We start from the raw sequence: 23,455 nt of genomic DNA on the forward strand, positions 1-23,455 counted from the left end.
GCCGTGGATATATGGACCGACGCCATGCGCCGAGGCGACTTCGGCTCAGCCTGGACCATCAGCGACACCGTGCTACAGGAGCGTGTTCGTCGTGGCGATGTCTGCACGCATCTGCCGCGGCATGAGCAGTTCATCTGGAATGGCGAGCCGCTAGAAGGTCGGCGCATCTTCGTCCGCTGCTATCACGGGCTCGGCGACACGTTGCAGTTCGTGAGACTGCTGGCTCATCCCCGCCTGCGAGCCGCCGAAATCACTTTGTGGGTGCAGCCAGCGCTCATCAAGCTGCTACAGACCGCGCGCGGCATCGACAGAATTCTGCCTCTGCACGAAGGCAACCCGGGCCTGGACTACGATATCGATGTAGAGATCATGGAGCTGCCGCACGCGTTGCGGCTCGACATGAACGAGCTTCCCGGCCCAGTGCCTTACATCTATGTACCGGCCTCGGTCGCCAAAGCGCCCTCCCACCGTCGGCGTGTCGGGGTGTGCTGGTCGGCCGGCGAGTGGGATCCAAAGCGATCTTTGAGTGCCGCCGAGCTGAGCTCCTGGGCGACATTGCGCAGCGTGCGTTGGTTCAGTCTGCAATTCCCGCCGGCGACCTGTGCTCTGCCCGCCGCACCGATCGCCTCCCGCGACATCGCGGAAATGGCCGCTCGCATGCAACTGCTCGATCTCATCATTACGGTGGACACGATGACCGCCCATCTTGCCGGTGCGCTCGGTCTGCCGGTGTGGCTGCTCCTGCCTCACGATGCCGATTGGCGTTGGATGCACGGCCGCGACGACTCGCCTTGGTATCCCACGATGCGCTTGTTTCGTCAGCCCGCCGTCGGCGACTGGGCCACCGTCATCGAACAGGTGCACGACGAGCTGGCGCAGCGGGTGCATTGATCAGTCGAGCGCGCTGTACTCGTTGAGCTTGTTATAGAGTGTCTTGACGCTGATGCCGAGCACGGCCGCCGTCCGTGTCTTATTGCCCGAGCAGCGTCGCAATGTTTCCTTGATGACCACGCGCTCCACGGCGGACAGCGACATTCCTTGTCGAAACGTCACTTCCGAGTCCGCGACCGCGCTCACCTCGGAAACGTCGGCGCCGCACTCGGATGCGCCGCGCAGATCGATCTCGTCGTCGGCGAGAATGAAAGCCCGCTGCACGGTGTTGCACAGCTCGCGAACATTGCCCGGCCAGCTGTGCTCTTTCAGGTAGCGTAGCGAGTCGACCGAGAACTCCTTGCTCGCACCTTCAGCCTCGTTGAGTCGGTTCAGAAAGACCCTGGCCAGCAGGCACACGTCTTCGCCACGCCGGCGCAACGCGGGAATGTGCAGATGAAAGACCGCGAGTCGATATAACAAATCGGCGCGGAATCTGTTCTCCGCCAGCGCGTCGGCCAGCGGTCGATTGGTGGCCGCGACCACTCTGGCTTGCAACGGAATATCCCGCTCGCCGCCGACTCGATAGAAACGTCGTGACTCCAACGCACGCAGCAACTTCACTTGCATGTCGAGCGGCATCTCGCCCGCTTCATCGAGAAACAATGTGCCACGCCCGGCGCGCTCGAAATAGCCTGCCTGCGAGCGGACCGCTCCGGTGAAGCTGCCCTTCTCGTAGCCGAACAACTCGGCTTCCACCAAGGTGGAAGGAATGGCGCCGCAGTTCACCGCGACGAACGGTTCTTCGCGCCCGGCGCTCAAGCAATGAATGGTCTCGGCAACCAGCTCCTTACCCGTACCGCTCTCGCCGGTGAGCAGCACGCTAACCCCGGTGGGCGCCACACGCTGCAAGCGATGAAACAACTCCGTCATCAACGCGCAGCCGCCGAGCAATCGACCCAGTCCGCTCGGCCGAAACTCGTCGTCCGAGTCATGCCGCGCGTCTTCGGGCCGGAACGAACCGCGACCGGTCCAGAGGTCAGCCGCGGAGGTATTGACGGTCACTGCGACTCCGTTGGATCGAGGCCTGCGAGATCAGGCCTGGGTGAGAGGGGCGACTTCACTGTCGCAAACGCACAAGCAATTTATCCGGTATTGCCGCGTTCGGCATTCACATAAGCTGCGCCGCCCTGCCGCGGTTCCAGCGCCTGCACCTCCTCGAGGTACCAGGGCACTTCGATGACGGTCAACAACGACCCGCCATGCTCCAATAACTTACGACGCAGATAGCGCGCGTGCTGTGTATGTAACAAGCGCTGATACCAGCGCTGTTTGATCAGCTCCGGGATCAGCACGGCAATCGCCCGTCCGGGATGGTTTATTTGTAACTCCTGTGACAATTTCAGAATGGGCACGTGAATGGCGCGGTACTGGGCCTGCAAAATGCATAACATAGGTTGTGCCCGCCCGGCACGCCGGCAGGGCGCGGCTACATTCTGCTCCCAGCGCTCGTGCAATTCTTTGTGCCGATCTTCTGAGTCCGGTCCCTCCAGCTGCGCGAGATGAACCCCCACAACATGCGGCGACAAGCTCAACGCCAGCGCCACGCCCTTCTCCGCCAGCGCATTCCAATCGTCGATCGTGACCAGCACGACCGGCGGCTCGACGCCGGCCACCTGCAACGGCGACGGCTGTCGCGTGCGTGCGGCCACTTTCTCGTAGTAATGCTTGATGGATTTGAGCAGCAGGATGACGGCAGGAACGATCATTACCGTAATCCATGCGCCGCCGACAAACTTCGCGACCACGATCACGATGAGTGCGACGCCGGTCGTCACCGCGCCAACCGCATTGATCGCCAGATGCATCCGGTGCCGGCGCCGCTCTTGTGCCGGCGCGGGCTTACGCAACAGACGTAACCAGTGCACCACCATGCCACTCTGCGACAGCGTAAACGTGGCGAACGCACCGACTGCGAACAGCGGGATCAAATGATCGGTAATTCCTCCAAACACCACCAGCAGCGCACCGGCGGTCATGGCGAGGTACAGAATGCCGACAGAAAACACCAATCGATGCCCCGCCACCGCGAACGGTCGTGGCAAGAAGCCATCCTGCGCGACGACGTGGCATAGACGAGGAAAGTCGACGAAGCTCGTGTTGGCCGACAGCGCCAGCACACAGAGCAACGAGCCGATGGCGACGTAGTACAACGGGCCATCGCCCACGACCGCGCTGGCGAGCTGCGACAGCACGCTGCGATAACCCGCTTGCGACTGATCCATCGCACCGATCTTGTAAACCGTTGCGAGATAGGCAATGCCAATCAACAGCGCGCCCAGGATGCCGACGATCGCTGTCAGCGTACGGTGACCGTATTTCACTGTCGGATCGCGAAACGCGGTCATGCCGTTGCTCACCGCCTCGACACCCGTCATCGCGGTACAGCCGGCAGCAAATGCTCTCAGCAACAGCCACACGTTCACGGCTTCAACGGATTTGGCCAGCGGTGGCGGTGGCACCACGGGTTGCGGATTGCCGCCGTCCATCAACACCTTCCAAACACCGACGGCGATGATGAGCGCGAAGCTGATGACGAAAGTGTAGGTTGGCACGGCGAACATGCGCCCGGCATCGATCGTACCGCGCAGATTCATCACGGTGATGAACGCCAGAATCAACAAACACAAGAGCAACATGTAGTCGTGCAGCGCTGGAACTGCCGACACCAGCGCGCCTACACCCGCCGAGATTCCCACCGCAACGTTGAGCACGTAATCGATCATCAACGCGGCGGCCGCAAGCAGACTGGCATTCGATCCCAGATTCTCTTTCGCGACGATATAAGCGCCCCCGTTGTGGGGATAGGCGCGGATCGTCTGCCAATACGAAGCAAACAGGATGGCGAGCAGACCGACAATGGGCGCCATCACCCAGCCGATATAACTCAAGCTGGCCGCGCCCAGCGGAATCAGCACTGAGAGCGCAGCTTCCGGGCCGTACGACGATGAGCCGAGCCCATCGAGACCCATCGCCGGCACACCCTCGAACGCGCCGATCCTGCGCTCGCGCAACTCGCGATTCGCCAATCGACGCCCGAGGATCAAACTGCGTAACGACACGGCCCAGTAAGGCCGCGCTCGAAGTGAGAGTTCCGGCGTGAGTTACCGCGTTAACTTTTGTTATTCCCGCATCGGAATACAACAGATCGCTGAACGCTTCAGCGCGGCTCGGCATTGCGCCTGCGAGCACGCCCGTCGATCGAATGCGCACGCATCATCAGCTCACATGACATACAGGAATTCGAGGGCACCGCGCATCGTTCGAGCAGTGCGTTGGCGGCCCGCGCCGCGAGCGCGTGAGGTCGGAACGAATATTTCTTGGAACCAAGTGTCGCCCGAGCGATTGGGTGTTCTCACCGCTTTGGAGGAAGCCTCATGACACTGTCATTGTTCGAAGATCGCGGCACGCCTCTCAACCAGCAGCGCTTCACGTGGCGGGAGCTGGCGGGCCAACCCATCAGCAAGCTGGATGACGATGCCTTCACGCGCGTCCGGGTCATCCTGATGAATGGCCTGGAGGTCGAGGCATTGCGGTTCGGGCACGCGGCCGCGCGTTTCAATCTCGAGCTGCGCAGACCGCTCGCCGAAGTGCGTCGAGTCGAGCAGCACCAGGCGACCATGGTCAACTGGTTGCTCGGCGCCGATCACTCGCCGCTGGAGACAACCATCGGCTACGAGCAGGTCGCCATCGAAGTCACGGCGGCACTGGCGCAGAACGAGCCGGATCCCTATCTGGCGCAGGTCTATCGGTACGGGCTGCTGGAGGATTTCGATCACATGTACCGCTACTCGGCGCTGCTCGATCGGCTCGAAGGCAAGGATTCAAACAATATTCTGCAGAGTTATACGGACGTGCTGCCGGGCCGGCCGACGGTCGTCGAACATCGCTCACCGGAGAACGACCTGCGTCGCCCGTTCGATCGTAACACCGCCGCTCCGCTCACCAAGCTGAATGCGCTGACACTGACGGCAGCGGAGCACCAGACCCACGATTACTACATGAACATCGGCCCGCTGTTCGCCGATCCCGTCGCGCGCCAGCTGTATGCGGAGATCGCATCGATCGAAGAGCAGCACGTCACTCAGTACGAATCGTTACTCGATCCGTCCCAGTCGCTGCTGGAGAACTGGCTGTTGCACGAGGCCATGGAAACGTACGCTTACTACAGCTGCGTGCAACAGGAATCCAATCCCCGCCTGCAGGCGCTCTGGGAGCGCATGCTCAATTACGAGCTGGGGCATTTTCATCTGGTCGCCGAGCTGTTCAAGAAACACGAGCGCCGCGATCCGCAGGAAATTGTCGGCGAGCGCCTGCCTGAACCGATCAAGTTCGCAAGTCAGCGTGAGTTCGTGCGCGCGACGCTCGCCAACGAAGTGGATCTGCGCGCCAAGGGTGCCGATTTCGTCAACCTGGAGGAAGAGCCGCAGGAATCGATCGACTATCGCAATCGCCTGAACTCGGAAGGCTCGCCTTCGGAGACTGTCGCTGCCGGTTACGCGTGGCGTCCGGGCGGCGAAGTAGTGTCGCGAATCAAGGTCCGCGCGGCGTGACGTCCATCGACGTAGCCAATCATCAGCCAACGACGGGAGATCACCATGCCAGAGTCCACCGCTGCCACCCGCCTGGGAAAGAATCGCACCGGCCTGCAAATGTCGCCGCATCATGCCGAGGAAATGTTGGAAGCCAACGAGCTCCTCGAAGAGTCTGAGAACCAAGTGTCGCTTCGGGACGGCGAAGCGCTGTCCGCGACACGCCTGGAGTACATCGCCGCCGCCGATCCGCTGGGATCGGTGCCCGCGCCCGCCATCTTGAAGGGCGCAGCGAAGAGCAGCGCGAAAATGCTGACCGGGCGGCGGCCGCAAGTGTTTATCGACAAGCTCGCCGAACGTCTCGCTTTCGAGCGGGGCGGCACGCGGCTGTATGACGCTGTATGCGCCAAGGCAGTCGCGCAGACCACGGAGTCGGACAAGGTCAGCCCCGAAGAACTGCTGGAAATTCGCGACTCAGAGGCGCGACATGCGCTGCTGATCAAGGAGTGCCTGGAAACATTGGGCGCCGATCCGACGGCTCAGACGCCCTGCGCCGACCTGGTCGGTGTGGAGACCATGGGCTTCATCCAGGCAGCGAGCGATCCACGCACCACGCTCGCTCAAACATTGCACGCCGCGCTCGCCGCCGAGCTCATCGACAACGAAGGCTGGGAAGGGCTGATCGTCATGGCCCGCCAGATGGGCCACAAAGATATGGCCGACCTGTTTCAGGACGCCCTCGAGGAAGAGGCGGAACACCTGATGAAAGTCCGCAATTGGTACACGCTGCTGAACCGGGAAAGCAGCGAGCTGATGTAAGCGGGCGGCCGGCGCGTGGTTTATTTTCCCGCGCCGGCCCCTACTATGGAGCTATGAAGCAAGCCGAGATCTTTCCGCCGCCGCTGCCTCCAGGTCTCATTTATCGGGAAGACTTCATTACTCTCGATGAAGAACAGGCGTTGCTGTCCGAGATTCGCCGGCTGCCCCTCAAGGAAGCGCAATATCAGCAATACACCGCACGTCGACGGACCGTGAACTATGGTTTCTCGTACGACTACACGCATCTCGAAGCCAAAGTCGCGCCAGCCATTCCCGATTTCCTGACGCCGTTGCGCACGCGAGCGGCCGAATGGCTCGGCGTGCAGCCGGAAGACTTCGTGCAAGCATTGGTTGCGGAATATCAGCCGGGCACGCCGCTCGGCTGGCATCGCGACGTGCCTGATTACGAAAAGGTCGTGGGTATCTCGCTCGCGGGCCACGCCCGGCTGCGCTTCCGGCCGTATCCCTGGTCGCCGGAGAAAAAATCCCAGGTGTTTGCGCTGGAACTGGCGCCACGCTCGGCCTATATCCTGCGCGATCAAGCTCGCTGGGGCTGGCAGCATCACGTACCGCCGACCAAGGAATTGCGTTATTCGATCACCTTTCGCACGGCAAGCGATAAGATTCGCGCCTCCCGTCGTCCCAAGGTTCCGAGCCCGTGACTGAATCGACCCTGCGCTTCAGCGATGCCGAGCGCGCCGGCGTGTATCGCGCCATCGCCGAGCGCGCCGGCGTGTATCGCGCCATCGCCGAGCGGCGAGACATGCGCCATTTCAAATCGGACCCGATCGACACCGCCACCTTGGAGCGGCTGTTGAATGCCGCTCACTGCGCACCGAGCGTGGGGCTGATGCAGCCTTGGCGGTTCATTCGCGTCACCGACCGCGCCTTGCGCGAACAGATCCATCGTCTGGTCGAAGAAGAACGGCATCGAACGGCGGAAGCGCTCGGCGAGCGTCACGACGAGTTCATGCGGCTCAAGGTGCAAGGCGTGCTCGAATGCGGCGAGTTGCTGATCGCGGCACTGTGCGAGGGACGCGAACAACACATCTTCGGCCGTCGTACGCTGCCCGAGATGGATCTCGCCTCGGTGTCGTGCGCCATTCAAAACTTGTGGCTGGCTGCGCGTGCCGAAGGAATCGGCATGGGCTGGGTGTCGCTGTTCGATCCGCTCGCGCTGGCGCAGTTACTTCACATGCCCGACGGCAGCTTGCCTATCGCAGTGTTGTGCCTCGGTCATGTCGAAGCGTTTTATCCCGGGCCGATGCTGGAGCTGACCGGCTGGGCCAAAGTGCGCCCCTTGAGTGAATTGATGTTCGTCGACCGCTGGGACAACGGCGCCGCTCAGAACCGGACGACGACCTCGGCGCCGTAAGTCCGCCCTTCCTGCTGGAGCACAGTCTGCGCGTGCTCTTCGGAGCCGGGGAACGGGCGTTCCTCATCGAAGGCATTGTAGATACCGGCAGTGAGCTCGACCTTCGACCACCGGTCGTGCGTGTTCAATGTGAAGTTCGCGGTCCAGAACGAAGGGCTGCGGGTCCGCGCCAGCGTCAGGCTGTCGCTGTTATATTGCAGACTCAGATTCGCGAACAGCTTGCTATTCAGCACCGGCACGGACGCGCTCAGTTTGCCCAACTGACGCGGTGAATTCGTCAGCTCCAGATTCGTGCCCACGTCCTTGGCACGCTGAACCGTCCAGCTGCCGCGCAGGACGGTGCCGTTCTTGTACGACCCTTCCAGCTCGAGCTCGACCCCGCGGGCATGCACATCGTCCAGGTTTTCGAAGTATGGCTCGGCATCCGCCGTCTCCTGCTGCGTGATCAAGCCGTCGATGTGATACGAATAACCGGACAGGCTCAACCGATACGTCGAGTTGAAATAGTGCTCGTACACCAGCTCGTACGTATCGATCGTCTCCGGCCGCAGCGCCGGATGATTGGCTTGCTCCGCGTTGTAATGACGCTCATATGGATTCGGCGCACGGAACGCTTCGCCGTACAGCACCTTGATCGCGGAGTTTGGCGATGGATTGTAGATGGCGGCGAGACGCGGATTGGTCGTGCCGCCGAAACTCTGGCCGTAATAGTCGTAGCGCAGGCCCGCGGTCAGACTGAAATCATCGCGCAGCCTCGCTTCGGCCTGACCGAACACGCCGACCACCGCGCTCGTATCGTCACGGTCAACATAATAGATGCGCGGCTCAACCTCATCGTACGAAGCCTGGTACTCACGCAGGTTGGCGCGATATTCGGTGCCCAGGACGAAGGTGTACCGATCGGTCGGCTGCACGGTGAGTTGCACTTCGCTGCTCAACCAGGTGCCCCGCATTTCGTCTCGCAGGATGGCTTGGTAATCGCCTTCGCCGAGCAGCGCATAGTTCGTGGGGAAGTCGCCCTCGTACTGATAAGAATCGTACGAGGCGCGCACATTCACACGGGCCTTGTCGTTCAGCGCGTACTTGTAACTCAGCTCCAGATAGCCGCGCATGTCGTCTGTCATCTCGCGCGGATCGCCGAACACAGTTTCGAACGACGCGGTCGGAATCCGCTTGTGACGATCGCTCAGGTAGAGCGACGCCGCGAAATCGCCGTAGCGAACGCTGCTGAAAAACTTCGTCGCCTCTTCGTCGTCGAGGCCCCTGGCGAAGCCGTCGTTCGCGGCCAGCGGACTGCCGCTGATCCGCTGATCGAGCTCGGGATAATAGAAATTCATGCCGTCGCTGGCGTAGTGGGTCATCGAGACCAGCCAGTCGAGCCCGTTGTCGAACGTCTTGCCGTAGGTGGCTCGAATTTTTTGAGTGTCGTAGCTCGCGGTGTCGATGGCGAGCTCGGTGCCATCGACGCCGCGCCCCCGCTTGGTGATCACGTTGATCACTCCGAAGAACGCACTGCTGCCGTAGATCGACGCACTCGGGCCGCGGATGACTTCGACGCGATCGATCAGCTCCACATCGAGCATGGACTCGCGCCCCACCGAGCCGCTGTCGTAAACGCTGTCGTTCATGCGGTGACCGTCGATCAGGACCAGCACGCGGGTGCTGTAATCGCCGGGGCGCAGGAAGCCACGCACGCCCATATAGGTGTAATTTCGATCGTTCGTTACATACAAACCCCGAACGTCGCGCAGGACATCCGCCAGGCTGGTATAGCCGAATCGACGGATGTCTTCGGCGGTCACGATGCTGATGGACGACGGTGCCTCGGTCACGCGCTGCTCGTATTTCGAGGCGCCGAAGACCACATGAATATTCATGTCCATCAGCTGCTCGAGGCTGAGCGCATCGAGATCGCCGGCGTCGGCCAACGCGGTGGCGCAGGCCAGCGTAAGCGCGCCGGCGCCCGCCAGTGCGCGCAGGTAATAACCTAAGTTAATCGTCATTTGAGCGAGTTCGCCTCGATGTCCGTGATCTTCGGCGCATCGGAGCACAGCGTGCATAAGACTTCTCCTTAAGTGGCCGGCAGGCGCCTCGCAAATGCAGCAAAGTGAGATCCGAGTAGCACTCCGCCGCGCGCACTCGGCCGATGACTCACGCACAATGGCGCAGGGATTGAGTGCGCGCCGACGCACGACCCAACGACCCAAGCTCCGATTGAAATGAACTGCCTCCTGCACATCGTCGCGGCGCTCGCAGCCCTCACGGCTGCCGCCGGTAGCGTCCGTGCCGATGCAGTCAAGCAACGGGAAGATCAGTTCAAAGCTGCCTACGTGTTCAATTTCGTCAAATTCGTCAGCTGGCCTGACGCTGAGGCCACGGACACGCTGACGATCTGCTTCGTCGGCGGTGACGACGTGTTCGCCGCGCTGACCAATGGCATCGCGAGCAAACGCGTCGGCACGCGATCGCTGGCGGCGGTGCAAGTTGCCGACGCCGCGCTCGAACCCCGCTGTGAAGCTCTTTACATCGAGGCATCGAAGGCAGCGAGCTATACGCTGCCGGTCGAACGGGCGGTGCTCACGATCAGCGACGCCGCGAACTTCACCGCGAGCGGCGGGATGATCGGACTGTTCACCGAGAATCACCGGCTGCGCTTCGTCATCAACGTGCAGAACGCGCAGCGGGTCGGGCTGCACATCAGCTCGGATCTGCTGAAACTGGCCGCCGACGTGCAGCGGGGGCCGCGATGAAATCCTTGAAGCAGTGGTTCGAACGGCTGCCCATCGGCAGCAAGCTCACCATGCTGGCGATTCTGGTCGCCGGCATGGCGCTGCTGCTGGCCGGCCTGGTGCTGACCGTCGCCGACTATCGCGCCGATCAACAGGAGATGTGGCGTCGTCTGGAAACGCAGGCGAAGATCACTGCTCGCGACAGCGCCGCCGCGGTGGCCTTCGACGATCGCGAAGCGGCGACTCGCTCGCTGTCCGCGTTGAGCGCCGACTCCTCGATCGTCGCGGCGGAAATTCATTACGCGGGCGGCGGCGTGCTGGCGCACTTCGGTCGCGACCTCACCGCGGCTGCCGATAGAAAAGAATTCGTCCATGTGCAGGCCGGTATCGTGCTCGACGGCCTCATCGGCTCGGTGCACCTGTGGGCCCATCGAAACGAGCTGAACGAAGGCATCCTCCAGCGCGCATGGCTGCTGGCGGTGGTGATCGTCGGCGCACTGGGATTTGCCAGCCTGGCGGCGCTGGGCATGCAGCGATTCATCTCCAAGCCAATTCTCGCCTTGTCTCGCGCAGCCGAGAGTGTCACTCGCGTGCGCGACTACAGTTTGCGCGTCCACGTCCACAACAATGACGAGATCGGCCGACTGATCGTCGCATTCAACGACATGCTGGGACAGATCGAAGCCCGCGACGCCGAACTGCTGCGCGCACGAGACGAGTTGGAACAACGCGTCGCGGCTCGCACGCATGAGCTGGCGACCAGTAACAATCGATTGGCCGACGCCACCCGACGCGCGACCGAATCGGCCTCCATCGCGAGCGCCGCGAATAAAGCGAAGAGCGAGTTCCTCGCCAACATGAGTCATGAGATCCGTACGCCCATGAACGGCGTGCTCGGCATGACCGATCTGTTGCTCGAGACCCGGCTCGATCCGACTCAGCGCGACTACGCGCAGACCATCAAAGACAGCGGCGCCGCGCTGCTGACCGTGATCAACGATATTCTGGACTTCTCCAAGGTCGAGGCCGGCAAGCTCGAACTGGAAGCTCACGACATGGACCTGCGCGACACGCTGGAAGACGTGGCTCGCCTGCTGTCCGTGCAGGCGCATGCAAAAGGCCTGGAAGTCACATTGCAAATCGATCCGGATCTGCCGGCCGCCGTGCAAGGCGACGCCGGGCGCGTCCGGCAGATCCTGTTGAACCTCGGCGGCAACGCGGTGAAGTTCACCAACAAAGGTGAGGTCTCGCTCGCGATCAGCGTGCTGTCGAACGACGCGCACGGTGTGTTCGTTCGCTGTGAAGTGCGCGACACGGGCATCGGCATTCCGGCCGACCGCATCAAGGCGCTGTTCTCACCTTTCACTCAAGTCGACTCGTCGACCACGCGCCGCTTCGGCGGCACCGGGCTGGGCTTGTCGATCGTGCGTCGTCTGGTCGATCTCATGGGCGGCGATGTCGGCGTCACCAGTCGCGAAGGCGTGGGCTCGACATTCTGGTTCACCGCGCGTTTCAAGCAAGGTCATCCGGTGACCGGCGCGTTCTCGATACTGGCGATCTCGATTCGTGGCAAGCGCGTGCTGGTCGTCGACGACAACGCCACGAATCGCAAAGTGCTCACGGGTCAATTGCAGATCTGTGGCATCGAGCCCGCCGTGGCGAGCAACGCGGCCGAAGCCATTGAACTGATGCATCAGGCATGCGCGAAGGGCCAGCCGTTCGATGCCGCGTTGCTGGATTATCAAATGCCCGAGTGCGATGGCGCCGAGCTGGGCCGCAAGATCGTGTCGGACCCGGCGCTGAAAGCGACGCGCCTCATCCTGCTGACCTCCTCCGGCCAGCGCGAGGACAGCCACAACTTCGCCGAGCTCGGTTTCGCCGGATATTTGCTGAAGCCGGTCACGCAGAAGGATCTGGTGGCGTCACTGCAGCTGGTGCTCGCTCAGCATCCTGAAGTCTGGCATCTGAAATCGCAGCCCATGGTCACCGGCGAGCGACTGCAGTCGGCTGCGCTCACCGAAAAGAAAGCTCACATCCTGCTCGCCGACGACAACATCGTGAATCAAAAGGTCGCGGTGCGCCTGCTCGAGAAGCTGAGCTATCGGGTCGACGTCGTCGGCACCGGGCGCGCCGCGGTCGATGCCTGGCACACAGGCAAATACGATTTGATCCTGATGGATTGCCAGATGCCTGACCTCGACGGCTACGAAGCCACGCGCGAAATTCGCAAAGTCGAGAATGGCAGCAAGCGCACGCCGATCGTCGCGCTCACCGCGCACGCCATGAAAGGGGCCGACGAGGAATGCCGGGCGGCGGGCATGGATGGCTATTTGTCGAAGCCCATCGATCGCGCCTTGTTGAAAACCACGCTGGCAGGCTTCCTCGGTCGCTGACGATTGCGGATACTCGGGTCATGAGTATCGGCAGACTGCTGGTCGCGCTGACGCTGATCAGTCTGGTCGGTTGCGCGACCATTCCCAATCGCCCGGCGCGCCCGGCCAGATCCTCTTACAGCTGTATGGAAACAGTCGTGAAGGAGAAGGTACCGACGCACGCGCCCGACAAGAGACAACATTGCCTCGCCGGAGGCTTCATCGCTCGTTATTGCAGCGGCAGCGAGGCTTACCTGGCCGGCGCCGGCAAAGAAATAAAAGATCTGTTCGGTGGAGGCGATGCCGAATGGGGCGATTGGCGCGCCGATCGCGCCGGTATCGCATGCGCCCGCTCAGCCAACGATGACGATGCGCTCGCCAAGTGCTGCGAGCAGAGCGGTTACTGAACCATCAGCCTGGCGCCGGGCAGCCGCGCAATTCCAGACGCAGGATGCGGCTCTGACCGACCTGGAACAGGCTGGTGTCGATGTTCTGACCCGGCTCTTTCAAATCCACATCGATCCAGAACACCGAGCCGGCGCGCTTGCGATCGCTGATCTGCGGAGACAACCCGATGGCGCGCACTTCCTCGGCCCGGCGCTGCGCCCGCTGATAATCGGAGAACACGCCCAACGACAGCACGTTCGGCGGATCCGAACCGGGCATCAAATAAACATCGGTGATGCCGTTGTCGTTGAGTGTCTTGAGCGCAGCTTCGGCGGCGTCGCGGGTCGAGAGATCGCGCACGCTCACCCAATAGCCCGTCCACAACTCGCCCTGCTCCACACGTTGGCGCGGCTCGAACCCCTGAGTGCGTAACGTCGCCTGCGCTTGCGATGCCTGACCGAGATCGGCGAAGGGACCGACGCTGGTACAGGTCAACGTTTCTTCCTGGCGAGCGACGGGCGGCTGAACGGTGCCGGGAGACTCCAACGGCTCGACGCGAGGCGGCTCGATGGCGCGCACGTCGGCCACTTTCTCCTCCTCTTCTTCGGGCGCTTGCTGGGCCGGCGTGTTCTGTATTTCTTTGGCGAGCACGATGCGCGGCGGCGGCGCGGCCACGCGAATCGGCACGCGATCGAGGCTGCCGACCTGCACATCGATCACCGAGGACCAGATGAAATACAGGGCGTTGACCAGCACCAACAGCAAACAGAACGCGCGCATGCGTAGTTATATTGAGCGGCTAACGCCGCTTCTTTCCCTTCTGGCTGCTCTGGCCCCAGTACGCGGCGATGTCCGCCACCTCGGCCGGCGTCAATTGCAACGGCCGCTTGTGCTTGACCTTGCCGGCGACGATATCGCTGATCAGGCTCTGCAGCGAGGCGACGCTCTCGCCTTCCCAGTCGTCGGCCTCGTGGCACTCGATGCATTTAGCCTGCGAGACGGTCTTGCCAGCGGCCACATCGGCAGCCAGTCCCGACAATGGCCACCAGCTCAGCGCTATCAGCGCCGCGCCCGCGGTCAACGGTCGGAATGTCGAGCTGGCCATCCAAGCGTCCTCAAATTGCTCTCCGCCTCGATCGAGCCGGATGATACACGAAGGCTCCCGCATCACCGCCTCCGGCGGGATCAGGCGGCGGATGATTCCGGCAAGCCGGCGACGACCGCCAGACCGCGCAGCACCAGGTCGGGAATTTCTGTGCCGGGGGCGCGAATGGCCCCCTGCAGCCGGGCACTTGCGCCACCGGTGAGCAACAACACCGGCGGCTCGCCGAGCTGCTGTTCGAGTGTTTCCAGCGCGCGGTCGACCAGCGCTGCGAGCGCCTGGACCGCGCCCTGCTGAATCGCGCCCAAGGTGTTGTCGGCAAATAACGCGTCGCGGGCCTGACCGCCCAAAGCGCGATGCGCGATATCGCTCGTGCTCTTCAGCAGGCTGGACACCATCAAATCCGGCCCCGGCACGATGACGCCGCCAAGATGCTGGCCGCCCGCGTCCAGGCCGTCGATGGTCATGGCCGTCCCGACACTGACAACACAGATCGGCCGTGGCTCGAATGCCCGTGCCCCCAGCAGACACAGCCATCGATCCACGCCCAGCTTGGCGGGCTCCGGATAGGCATTGCGAAGACCGGCTTGCGCCGCCGGCGAATGAACGAATCGAGGCTCGATCCGCCACGTCGAGCTGATCGCCGCCTGCGCCAGATCACCCATGCGCTTGCCGCCGACGTTGGCGATCAGCACGCGCTCGGCGCGAGGACCTGAATTCAGGATCTGCTGAACGAAATCCTCCGGCGTCCAGTTCGAATGCACAGCGGCGGATTGCGGGCCGAGGCCCCGTTCATCTGAACGCGCCCACTTGATGCGCGTATTGCCGATGTCGATGAGCAGCAGCATCGCGATCAGCTCTTCGCCGCGCGCAAACTGACTTCACCCGAAACGAACTTGCGCAGCTCGCCATCGACATCGACCAGCAATGTGCCATCGGCTTCCACGCCCCGCGCGAAGCCCATCGTGGTTTGCGAGCCGCTGATGACTTTGACCGGCGCATTCGCCAGCGTGTCCAGCTCGTGCCATTCATCTTTGAACGGTGCGAAGCCGTGCGTCGTGAACTGCTGCAGCATGCTCAGGAGCTCGGTGGCGACGGCGCCGATCAACGCGTTCCGGGTCGGCGTCTGCTCGCGCACGATCTCGTGAATATCGGCGATCAACGCGGCCTCGCGTTCAGCGAGCTGCATGCGGATCGCAGCGGGCATCTGCATATTGATGCCGATGCCGATGATGACTTGCGCCGGCCCGGCGGACTCGCCGCGCATTTCAATGAGAATGCCGCCGAGCTTGCGGCCCTGCCATTGCAGATCGTTGGGCCACTTCAAGCCGACGCCTTCGATCCCCAGACGCCTGAATGCCTTCACCACCGCGACGCCGACCGCGAGGCTCAGCGCCGAAAACGTCGGCGGGGCCTCGATAAACTGCCAGCCCAACGACATGCAGACACCGCTGCCAAAAGGCGCGACCCAACTGCGTCCGCGACGACCGCGGCCCGCGTTCTGCACTTCAGCCGTACACAACTGGAAACGTCCCGCTTGCGGCGGCGACAAGTCGGCGACGAAGCGATTGGTCGAATCCACCGTCAGCAACACATCGGCCCGCTCCAACTGCGCGCGGGTCGCGGCCGGCAACGAAGAGACGATGGCTTCCTTGTCGAGCAGATCGACGGCTCGCGGCAATCGATATCCCTGGCGCGCGACCGACTCGATGTCGACCCCCAGCGCCTTGAGCGAATTCATGAGTTTCCAGACCCCGGCGCGCGAGATCTTCAGTTTCTTGGCCAGTTGCTCGCCGGAATAGAACGAGCCTGCCGCCAGCATGCCCAGCAATCGCTGCCGGCGTGCCTGCGCTTGAGTCTTGGGCGTCTGAGCCTTGCTGCTGGTGGGCATGAGATCAGCGGGGTTTCAGCAGCCACAGCCGCCTGGCCCTGCTCTCGGTGCCAGCACGCATGCGCTCGATGTTGCCGCGATGGGTGTAACAGACGAACAGCGTCATTACGCAGCCGAAGACCAGCATGGCCATCGATGGCTCAGCTTCAGTGATCACGAGATAAGCGGGAAAGGACGCGACCGCGATCATCGTGCCGAGACCGACGAAGCCAGTCAGCATCACCACCGCCAGCCACACACCGAACACCGGCAGGATGGCGATCGGCTTCAGGCCGACGAGCACGCCGATCAACGTCGCCGCACCCTTGCCGCCGCGGAAGCCGTACCACACCGGATAAACGTGCCCGAGCACGACCGCGGTCGCGCAGGCCACCGCCAGCCAGTCGCGCTCGACCTGAGGATCGATGCCGATGCCCGGCAGATTCATCGGCGCCAGCAAGCCGGCCGCGAGCCAGCCCTTGCCGATATCGATGATCATCACCCACAGGGCGAACGACCAGCCCTGGGTGCGCAAGGCATTGGTGCCGCCGGCATTGCCGCTGCCGAGCTTACGAATGTCCACACCGCCGCGCAGCTGGCCGACCAGCAGACTGCCGATCAGCGAGCCCAGCAGATAGGCCAGCAGGGTTTTGACGCCAAGTTCCAACATTTGGCGAAATTATAGTCGGTTCTTCTCGGGCAGATGCAGCTCCGCGAGCATGCAGCGGACGCTGCCTCCTCCTAGCTTCTCGATGGTGGGGATGGGCGCGGCCACGATCGGGCCGGCATGCGATTCCAAAGTCGAGCGCTGCTCGGCAGTTAAGGCATCGCGCGCCCGCTCGGACATGGCGATGACGCTGCCGGTGAGCGAGGAGCCCAGCTCGAGCATGTTGCCGGCGAACGAGTTCATCTGATCGTGCGACAGGTCCACGACCGTACGACCTGAGCCGCGCAGTTGATTCAGGACTCCATCACGCTCGTCCTCGCGAATCGCGGCCAAGCACACGGCGGCGAAGCGCTCGCCCACCGACATCAGCACATTGGTGTGATAGATCGCCTTGCCGTTGGCGTCGTTCGCCTCGAACGCGACGATGTCGTAATCGAGCTGCTGGGCGAAATCGCCGAGCACGTCCAGGTCGGTGCGCGGGGACACACAGGCATAGGCCACACGATGGGTCCGATCTAGCACCAGGCTACCCGTCCCCTCGAGATAGCGGCCGGTGTGTTCGTGTCGGGTCAGGTCGATGACCCGGGCCGCGTAGAAGCCGTGCTTCGCGCTCAAGGCTTCGATCAGATCCAGTCGTCGCTCGAGCCGGCGGTTCTCGGCCAGCATGGGGTACAGCACGACCGTGCCGTCGGCGTGAAAGCTCACCCAGTTGTTGGGGAAGATCGAGTCGGGCGTGTGCGGCTCGGGCGTGTCCTCGAAAGCGTGAACGGTGACGCCCGCCTTTTGGAGCGCGGCCGCCAAACCGTCGAACTCACGCAGTGCCGCCGCCTGGTTGACCGCGTCCACGCTGTCCGGATCGACCTGCTGGAAGGCGTTGGACGCCCGGGTCTGTGGATTACCGGCGAAGGCCACCGGCCGGATCATCATGACGTGTGTGGCCGTCTGTCGATCCATCAGTTGTCGATCTAGCGCGCTCATACCCTGCCCCTCGATAGAGGGGCGGCATTATCAGCTCTTGAAGTCGATATTGAAACGCGTGGTCAATCGCGCCGACCCGTCGATACGACCGGCGGCGATCAGCGTGGTCGTAGGCACTTTGGCGTCGAAACTGCGGGAGATCCAACCGGTGGGCTGCGGCTGCTCGACCCCGCGATGGACAGTGCAGCGCAGTTCCTCAGGCAACGTCATCGATAACATCACGTCGCCGCAGGACACGCGCACGTCTCGGCCGTTCGCGACGACCGCGCACTGTTCGGCGAAGTGCCAGAACATTTCCACCTGATGCGTGCCGCTGCCGAGCAATTCATCGGTCACTTGCAGGCGGGAATGCTGCTTCTCGAATTGGATCTCGCGACGATGAGTCACGGGATGCTTGAGTCGCGAGTAGCCATCGTGACTCGCCGCCCAGCGATCGACGAGCGGCGTGCGCTCCAGAGCGATGACCTGCGCCTGCGCGTGCTTGACCCACAGAAAATTGCCGCCGCTGACCGATTGATCGACGCCGTCGATGCGCACGGTGTTATGCGCCGACGTACCTTTGAAGTAGTCACGCCAGATTCTTTGTGTGTGATATGCGTAGGTGCCCGGATCGATCAATATCTCTTTGCCGCCGGCGCTCAGCGTAAACGACAGCGCATCCGCATGCCCGTGCGCGGCGATCGACAGATAGCCGAGCGGGCCGGCGTCGGCGACGATGCGTACTTCACGATGGGTTTCGAAGCGGTCGCCGAGGATGTAGTAGCCGGCGTTCGGGAAATCCTTGCGCATCGGCAAAGACACGCGCGACATGTCGATGCTCTCGAACCTGGCCGCCGCGACGTCGCCGAGCAACCAACGAGTCTTGTCGTCGATAGTCTGCCCCGAGTGCCCCGCGTTCGCCTTGAACTTGAACTCCGCCGAATCGAATAACACCGCCCCGGTCGCGAGCAACGAGCGATAAACATCGCCCACCGCGGGATCGAGTCGCGCGATGATGGCGTCGTCCGCATCGCCGAAGTTCGGCACATGACCGCCGGCATCCATGATGCTCGCAATGTACTGAAGCATGCCTCGCAGGCGATGCCAGTAAGCGGTGCTGAAGTCACAACCATTGGCCCGCGCGATCAAGCCGCTGACAATCATCATGTCGGCGACTTCATGGTGATACCAGTTCGCCTGCTCGCGATTGGCGCCGTCCTCGCCGTTCTGGCGGAGCATCTCCTCTTCCAGCTCACGCTGCGCCATGCTCTTCCAGCGACGGCTGCGCTTCCACAGCGGCCACGTAAGCGAGGCGATGAACAATCCCATCAGCTCGCCGAGCAAATGATTGTTCGCCGAGGAGTAACGGGAGAAATGGCCGGCGATGAACTGGCAGTGCTGATACACGCTGGTCAGCCAGCGCTGTTTGAATGCTTCGCCCACCGGACCTTCAAAGATCGGCGAGCTGTCGCCGCCCAGCAAGTGCCACGCGAACGACCAGTTCACCAACCGGATCGAATGCTCGAGACTGCTGGTCCAGTGCACGCCGGAAGGATACGGACACTGATCGAACCACGACGCGAGCAACGTACGGCAACCTTCTGCATATCTATCTTCATGGGTCAGGTGCCACGCTTGCGCCAACGTCACCAGCTGCGCGTGGCGACTGGGCTCCCAGAGATACTTGATATCGCCGACCAAGGACTCATCGCGATAGTTGAGGGTCTTGCCGAACAGCAGCGGCGCTTGCTTGCCAGTTTTCGGATCGCGATTCCACTGGGGCGGAAAGCCGAGCGCGGCGGCCGACATCGCAAACACTGGGAAACGGCCATCGAGAATGTCATCGGCGGCGCGACGATATTTGTCGACATTGAATCCGTTCGGCAGCGTCGTAACCCAAGCCGCGCCCGTTCGCTCTCGCGCAGGTGGCGGCGGCACGGAGGAATGCAGGCCGAACTGCTCGACGCTGGCCTGGACGCGTTGCTTGACCCGGTACCCGACTTCCCAGCCGCTCATCGCCGACAGACGCTGCAGCTTCCACTTCAGACTCATGGCTCGAGCCTCACGCAATGTTTCCGTGGGCACGCGTATTGTTCAGCAGCTCCTTGACCGGCGGTCGATGAATGACGAAAGGCGTCTTGCCGCGGGCCGTGCGCTCCAGCGCGGTCACGCTGCGAATCTCGACGTGCATGCTCCTTGGCAGTTTTTCGCGAACGTTATTCATCAAGCGGTCGCGATCGCGATCCGAGTACTCTTCGGTCGGCAGCACCAGGATCACGACTTTGCTGGCGCTCTCTTGAATCACCTGGATGCGCACGATGTTGGCCACGTCACGCTGGAAGTGACTGATGCCGGTCACCTTCACTCCATCGGGCGTCACGAGGATGTCGCTGTCACGACCCAACACCCCCGAGAACGGGCGCAAGCCCAGCGCCACTTCTTCGAGCTCACGCTCGCCCCACGCGGCGGGCAAGCGAATCAGGTCGCCCGTGCGATAGCGAATCAACGCCATCGAACGATTCCAGAGCGGCGTGCCGATGATTTCATAAAGCTTGTGCTCGCCTTCCACGCCGGCCGGCTCGAACTCCACATGAGCATAGCCTGGCAGGAATCGATACTGGCCCGGCGCCGTCGCATAAGCGAAGGCGACGCGCTCGGCCTGACCGTAGTAGTCCAGGAGCTGACAATTGAGGGTTTCTCGGGCTGCCTGCCACACTCTGGGGTGCAGCACTTCGGATGAGCACAAGACAGCCGGAATGATCGTGCGACGTTTCGCCCGCTTCAGCAGGAAGCACAGCGCTTCGAGCGAGGTCGGATAGCCGAGCAAACATTCCGGCGCAAACTCGTCGATGGCACGCGCGTAGTGCTCAATCGTCGCGGCATTCAAGTGCGTCGACGACAGCACCAGTCGATTGCCACCGGCGGCATGAATCCAGTACGGCGGCTTGAAGTCGTTGGGATCTTTGATGCTTTCGGTGCGCAGGACCGCGCATCTCGCCGAGCGCGCATCGATGCCGACCTTTTGCATCATACGATCGATGCAGACCTGCTCGACCACCACAGACCGCAGCGAGCGCACGATGTCCAGCGGTGCGCCTGACGTGCCGCCCGTATTCGCTTTGATGGTGAAGAGTTGCGAGCCGACCGCGAACACCTCGGGTGCGCCACGCACCTCGGACTTGCTCAGCAACGGCCAGCTTGCAATATCGCCACCGCCTCGAACGATCATCCCGTAGCCGCTGCGGCTCGCCGGCCACAGCAGTTCGCTCAATCGAGCGTGGGTCCATTTGCGACGCTCGTTGAAACCGGCGCGCTCCAGACGCTCGAACTCGCGTTGCGCATCGGCATAGAACAGCGGATTGCGACGGACGGCGGTGTCGCCGACCTGAAGCAGCTTGAGTTTTTTTACCAGCGCTTGCATGCCCGATCCCCAGTGACAGCCGCTCAGCGTGCCACCGCTCGCCGGCCATGGCCGTTGGCGACGGAGCGATACACTGCGCACATGCGATCCGAATACTGTTTGACGCACAATGGTTCCACCGTGGCACGCGCGAGCCGCCCCATCTGAACCCTGTCCGTTTCTTGCGAGACCAGCCTCTCGATGGCCGCTGTCAACTGCGCGATATCGCCCGGTGGAATCAGCAATCCGTTCGCGTTGTTCACGACGTATTCGGGAATGCTGCCGACCGGCGTGCAGATGGGTGGCAGTCCCCAGGCCATCGCCTCGAGCAACGACATTGGCAGGCCCTCGGTATGCGACGGCAGTACGAATCCATGCGCACCCGCTAACAAACGATCGCGTTCGGCCGGATCGACCCACTCGCGAATCTCGACCACGTCCTGAATCCCAAGGTTCGCCGCAACCGCGCGTAACTGAGGGACCTCACCGTTACCCGCCAGAACGAATTCGACCCGGGCGCGACATTCCGGTGAGAGTTTCGCGATGGCGTCCATGAGATCGAACACGCCCTTGCGCCGGGTAATCATTCCGAAATAAACAAAGCGGACCTTGCCACCGAGCGACCGCTCCGGCACGGATTCGGGCAGCACTACCGGATTCGGCAACACAACGATGCGATGTTTTGGCACGCCGATGGACTCGAAGAACGTCTTCCACCCTTCGCCGAGCACGACCAGACGTTGCACTCGCTGCAGAGTGTTCAATGTGATCGAGCGCGCCGCCGGCGGCATGCTCGCCCAATGCTTTTGATAGTTTCCGCCGTGCGCATGCATGATCACGCTGACGCCGCGCGCCAGCGCCATGCGCGCGAGAATGATCTTGCGGAAATTGCTGGCGCCGCTGGCGAAATGAATATGGACCACGTCGGGATGCTGGCGCAGCTCGATGGTCAGCTTGGCCACGGACTGCGCGAACGTGACGGCCTTGGTCCACTTGCCCCCTTCGACCATGGTGGCGATGTGGGTGGCATGAACTTCTTCGGGCAAGGCATTGAGCAGCAGACGCTCCACGCCCGACACGCCACCGCGAACATTCAGCCCCGGCCCGAGCATCAAGACATTCGATGGCTCACGCATGGCTTACAGCCTCGTCCGCGCCGAGCATATTCTGGTAGGCGGTAAGCATGCCTTCCCAAGAAAACTCCCGCTGTGCTCGCATGGACGCGGCCGCCGCCATGCGAGTGCGTAGCATGTTGTCCAGTCGCAATTGATTCAGCAGCCCGGGCAATTGTCGCGGCAGATCGGCCACATCGACGATATAACCTTCCCGGCCGTGCTCGATCATTTCCGCGGCCCCCCCCGTGCGCGTCAGGATCACCGGCAACTGCATCGCCATCGCTTCGAGCGCCGCGTTCGAAAACGTTTCAGACAATGAAGGCAGGACAAAGACATCGAATACCTTCAGCGCCGCGCGAACATCTTGCAACGCGCCCGTGAATGTCACCGCCGATGAGATGCCACGCTCCGCCGCTCGCTGTTCCAGCGTCGCCCGCAAGGCGCCGTCGCCTACCAGCATCAAATGCACGTCTGCGCCAGTTGCTCGCAGGTCCGCGACGGCATCGACCAATGGCAGCTGATTCTTTTCGGCAACCAGGCGGCCGACGGTACCGACGACGAATGCGTTCTCGCCGATGCCGTACTGTGCCCGCTGGGCAGTGGCGCCGGTGCGCGCCGCCGAGAATTTGTTCAGATCGACACCGTTGTAAATGACGCTGGAGCGCGGGCGCATCGGGCTGTTGGCGGACAACCAGGCGTCCCGCTGCAACTCACAGCCATACACCGTCCAGTCGAGATATCGAAGCACGTGCGTATAGAAGCCGCGTTTCCATCTTGCGCCCCGGCGCATTTCGGTCGTGTTCATCAATCCGATGATTCGCGGACGATGCTTGACCCAACGCGTGGCCGTGACGACGTACAGCGCTGGGTACAGATTCACAGACACGACGTTGCGCGGGCACTGTTGTTCGATGAGCTGTCTCAACGCCGCGTTGGCCTCGAGCGAGAAGCGTCCCTGTCGCGACAGGAAGAACGTCGCCACGCTGCTGTCGATGTTTTTCAGCAGCGTCGTTGGCTCGTTCAAGTACGCCACACCCACGCGCATGCCCCGTCCGCTCAGCGCATTGGCCAACCGCACGATCTTGTTCTCGGAACCGCCGACGCCCAGATTGTTCAGGACGAACAACGCATCCAGCCCGTCGCTGTCTGCGGGCCGCGAGGCGGTGTCACGATCGAGCTTTGCTTCCACGCTCGCCATGG

Annotated in this window: 21 protein-coding genes; 8 read left to right on the forward strand and 13 right to left on the reverse strand. The window is 62.4% G+C overall.

All coding sequences use genetic code 11. From position 1 onward, the window contains the following. Positions 1-3: 3 nt before the first annotated feature. A complete protein-coding gene (locus ACFPN2_RS07300) occupies positions 4-891 on the forward strand; it encodes a glycosyltransferase family protein (RefSeq protein WP_380595956.1) in 888 nt (295 codons plus the stop codon). Here ACFPN2_RS07300 and ACFPN2_RS07305 read toward each other — a convergent pair whose 3' ends face one another. Next, complete coding sequence (locus tag ACFPN2_RS07305) at positions 892-1,935, reverse strand: sigma-54 interaction domain-containing protein (protein WP_380595957.1); 1,044 nt, start codon at positions 1,933-1,935, stop codon at positions 892-894. An 80-nt stretch (positions 1,936-2,015) separates the two neighbouring features. Continuing rightward, positions 2,016-3,992 carry an APC family permease gene (locus ACFPN2_RS07310; RefSeq protein ID WP_380595958.1) on the reverse strand — a complete coding sequence of 659 codons (1,977 nt, stop codon included), beginning with the start codon at positions 3,990-3,992 and terminating at the stop codon, positions 2,016-2,018. Positions 3,993-4,307: 315 nt separating this feature from the next. Here ACFPN2_RS07310 and ACFPN2_RS07315 point away from each other — a divergent pair, with 315 nt between their 5' ends. The 4 genes from ACFPN2_RS07315 to bluB are packed head-to-tail and all read left to right on the forward strand — an operon-like array spanning position 4,308 to position 7,656. Then, positions 4,308-5,483 carry a hypothetical protein gene (locus tag ACFPN2_RS07315; protein WP_380595959.1) on the forward strand — a complete coding sequence of 392 codons (1,176 nt, stop codon included), beginning with the start codon at positions 4,308-4,310 and terminating at the stop codon, positions 5,481-5,483. A 45-nt stretch (positions 5,484-5,528) separates the two neighbouring features. Continuing rightward, positions 5,529-6,281: a ferritin-like domain-containing protein gene (locus ACFPN2_RS07320; RefSeq protein ID WP_380595960.1), complete on the forward strand. Its 753-nt coding sequence runs from the start codon at positions 5,529-5,531 to the stop codon at positions 6,279-6,281. Positions 6,282-6,334: 53 nt separating this feature from the next. Next, entirely contained in the window at positions 6,335-6,943 is a 609-nt protein-coding gene (locus ACFPN2_RS07325) for an alpha-ketoglutarate-dependent dioxygenase AlkB (protein WP_380595961.1), read from the forward strand. A gap of 41 nt (positions 6,944-6,984) precedes the next feature. Next, positions 6,985-7,656 carry a 5,6-dimethylbenzimidazole synthase gene (gene bluB, locus ACFPN2_RS07330; RefSeq protein ID WP_380600070.1) on the forward strand — a complete coding sequence of 224 codons (672 nt, stop codon included), beginning with the start codon at positions 6,985-6,987 and terminating at the stop codon, positions 7,654-7,656. Here bluB and ACFPN2_RS07335 read toward each other — a convergent pair. Continuing rightward, on the reverse strand, positions 7,626-9,659 hold the full coding sequence (locus ACFPN2_RS07335; protein ID WP_380595962.1) for a TonB-dependent receptor plug domain-containing protein: 2,034 nt from the start codon (positions 9,657-9,659) through the stop codon (positions 7,626-7,628). The genes bluB and ACFPN2_RS07335 overlap by 31 nt on opposite strands. 216 nt (positions 9,660-9,875) lie before the next feature. Between ACFPN2_RS07335 and ACFPN2_RS07340 the strand changes: the two genes are divergently transcribed. From ACFPN2_RS07340 to ACFPN2_RS07350, 3 genes are read left to right on the forward strand one after another with little or no spacing between them, the layout of a single operon-like run. Continuing rightward, positions 9,876-10,406 (forward strand): YfiR family protein, encoded by a 531-nt coding sequence (locus ACFPN2_RS07340; protein WP_380595963.1) that lies wholly within the window; start codon positions 9,876-9,878, stop codon positions 10,404-10,406. Continuing rightward, complete coding sequence (locus tag ACFPN2_RS07345; protein WP_380595964.1) at positions 10,403-12,778, forward strand: response regulator; 2,376 nt, start codon at positions 10,403-10,405, stop codon at positions 12,776-12,778. Before ACFPN2_RS07340 ends, ACFPN2_RS07345 begins: the two co-directional genes overlap by 4 nt. A 20-nt stretch (positions 12,779-12,798) precedes the next feature. Next, positions 12,799-13,164, forward strand: coding sequence for a hypothetical protein (locus ACFPN2_RS07350; protein ID WP_380595965.1), 366 nt, complete (start codon positions 12,799-12,801; stop codon positions 13,162-13,164). Between the two features lie 4 nt (positions 13,165-13,168). Here ACFPN2_RS07350 and ACFPN2_RS07355 read toward each other — a convergent pair whose 3' ends face one another. From ACFPN2_RS07355 to ACFPN2_RS07400, 10 genes are all read right to left on the reverse strand, one after another. Beyond that, positions 13,169-13,924, reverse strand: coding sequence for an SPOR domain-containing protein (locus ACFPN2_RS07355; RefSeq protein WP_380595966.1), 756 nt, complete (start codon positions 13,922-13,924; stop codon positions 13,169-13,171). 19 nt (positions 13,925-13,943) lie between these two features. Next, a complete protein-coding gene (locus tag ACFPN2_RS07360; RefSeq protein ID WP_380595967.1) occupies positions 13,944-14,249 on the reverse strand; it encodes a hypothetical protein in 306 nt (101 codons plus the stop codon). An 80-nt stretch (positions 14,250-14,329) separates the two neighbouring features. Further along, entirely contained in the window at positions 14,330-15,094 is a 765-nt protein-coding gene (locus ACFPN2_RS07365) for a type III pantothenate kinase (protein WP_380595968.1), read from the reverse strand. 5 nt (positions 15,095-15,099) lie between these two features. Then, positions 15,100-16,137 (reverse strand): biotin--[acetyl-CoA-carboxylase] ligase, encoded by a 1,038-nt coding sequence (locus ACFPN2_RS07370; RefSeq protein WP_380595969.1) that lies wholly within the window; start codon positions 16,135-16,137, stop codon positions 15,100-15,102. Positions 16,138-16,141: 4 nt separating this feature from the next. After that, the gene (gene plsY / locus ACFPN2_RS07375) at positions 16,142-16,786 is read right to left on the reverse strand and encodes a glycerol-3-phosphate 1-O-acyltransferase PlsY (RefSeq protein WP_380595970.1); all 645 of its coding nucleotides are present in this window, start codon (positions 16,784-16,786) and stop codon (positions 16,142-16,144) included. A 9-nt stretch (positions 16,787-16,795) separates the two neighbouring features. Next, positions 16,796-17,710, reverse strand: a complete 915-nt coding sequence (gene ctlX / locus ACFPN2_RS07380) for a citrulline utilization hydrolase CtlX (protein WP_380595971.1) — start codon at positions 17,708-17,710, stop codon at positions 16,796-16,798. 81 nt (positions 17,711-17,791) lie between these two features. Further along, on the reverse strand, positions 17,792-19,792 hold the full coding sequence (locus ACFPN2_RS07385; RefSeq protein WP_380595972.1) for a heparinase II/III family protein: 2,001 nt from the start codon (positions 19,790-19,792) through the stop codon (positions 17,792-17,794). A gap of 10 nt (positions 19,793-19,802) precedes the next feature. Then, positions 19,803-21,161 carry an AMP-binding protein gene (locus ACFPN2_RS07390; protein WP_380595973.1) on the reverse strand — a complete coding sequence of 453 codons (1,359 nt, stop codon included), beginning with the start codon at positions 21,159-21,161 and terminating at the stop codon, positions 19,803-19,805. 23 nt (positions 21,162-21,184) lie between these two features. Then, positions 21,185-22,276 (reverse strand): glycosyltransferase family 4 protein, encoded by a 1,092-nt coding sequence (locus tag ACFPN2_RS07395; RefSeq protein ID WP_380595974.1) that lies wholly within the window; start codon positions 22,274-22,276, stop codon positions 21,185-21,187. Next, positions 22,269-23,453: a glycosyltransferase gene (locus tag ACFPN2_RS07400; RefSeq protein WP_380595975.1), complete on the reverse strand. Its 1,185-nt coding sequence runs from the start codon at positions 23,451-23,453 to the stop codon at positions 22,269-22,271. Before ACFPN2_RS07400 ends, ACFPN2_RS07395 begins: the two co-directional genes overlap by 8 nt. Positions 23,454-23,455 lie beyond the last annotated feature (2 nt).

Origin of the sequence: Steroidobacter flavus, assembly GCF_042651805.1 — a bacterium.
Taxonomy (GTDB): Bacteria; Pseudomonadota; Gammaproteobacteria; order Steroidobacterales; family Steroidobacteraceae; genus Steroidobacter; species Steroidobacter flavus.

Coding starts and splice junctions, on each gene's coding strand:
- ACFPN2_RS07355 (WP_380595966.1), bottom strand. CDS start 13,924: ATGCGCGCGTTCTGTTTGCTGTTGGTGCTGGTCAACGCCCTGTATTTC.
- ACFPN2_RS07315 (WP_380595959.1), top strand. CDS start 4,308: ATGACACTGTCATTGTTCGAAGATCGCGGCACGCCTCTCAACCAGCAG.
- ACFPN2_RS07335 (WP_380595962.1), bottom strand. CDS start 9,659: ATGACGATTAACTTAGGTTATTACCTGCGCGCACTGGCGGGCGCCGGC.
- ACFPN2_RS07345 (WP_380595964.1), top strand. CDS start 10,403: ATGAAATCCTTGAAGCAGTGGTTCGAACGGCTGCCCATCGGCAGCAAG.
- ACFPN2_RS07320 (WP_380595960.1), top strand. CDS start 5,529: ATGCCAGAGTCCACCGCTGCCACCCGCCTGGGAAAGAATCGCACCGGC.
- plsY (WP_380595970.1), bottom strand. CDS start 16,786: ATGTTGGAACTTGGCGTCAAAACCCTGCTGGCCTATCTGCTGGGCTCG.
- ACFPN2_RS07360 (WP_380595967.1), bottom strand. CDS start 14,249: ATGGCCAGCTCGACATTCCGACCGTTGACCGCGGGCGCGGCGCTGATA.
- ACFPN2_RS07370 (WP_380595969.1), bottom strand. CDS start 16,137: ATGCCCACCAGCAGCAAGGCTCAGACGCCCAAGACTCAAGCGCAGGCA.
- ACFPN2_RS07325 (WP_380595961.1), top strand. CDS start 6,335: ATGAAGCAAGCCGAGATCTTTCCGCCGCCGCTGCCTCCAGGTCTCATT.
- ACFPN2_RS07390 (WP_380595973.1), bottom strand. CDS start 21,161: ATGCAAGCGCTGGTAAAAAAACTCAAGCTGCTTCAGGTCGGCGACACC.
- ACFPN2_RS07395 (WP_380595974.1), bottom strand. CDS start 22,276: ATGCGTGAGCCATCGAATGTCTTGATGCTCGGGCCGGGGCTGAATGTT.
- ACFPN2_RS07400 (WP_380595975.1), bottom strand. CDS start 23,453: ATGGCGAGCGTGGAAGCAAAGCTCGATCGTGACACCGCCTCGCGGCCC.
- ACFPN2_RS07350 (WP_380595965.1), top strand. CDS start 12,799: ATGAGTATCGGCAGACTGCTGGTCGCGCTGACGCTGATCAGTCTGGTC.
- ctlX (WP_380595971.1), bottom strand. CDS start 17,710: ATGATGATCCGGCCGGTGGCCTTCGCCGGTAATCCACAGACCCGGGCG.
- ACFPN2_RS07365 (WP_380595968.1), bottom strand. CDS start 15,094: ATGCTGCTGCTCATCGACATCGGCAATACGCGCATCAAGTGGGCGCGT.
- ACFPN2_RS07385 (WP_380595972.1), bottom strand. CDS start 19,792: ATGAGTCTGAAGTGGAAGCTGCAGCGTCTGTCGGCGATGAGCGGCTGG.
- ACFPN2_RS07340 (WP_380595963.1), top strand. CDS start 9,876: ATGAACTGCCTCCTGCACATCGTCGCGGCGCTCGCAGCCCTCACGGCT.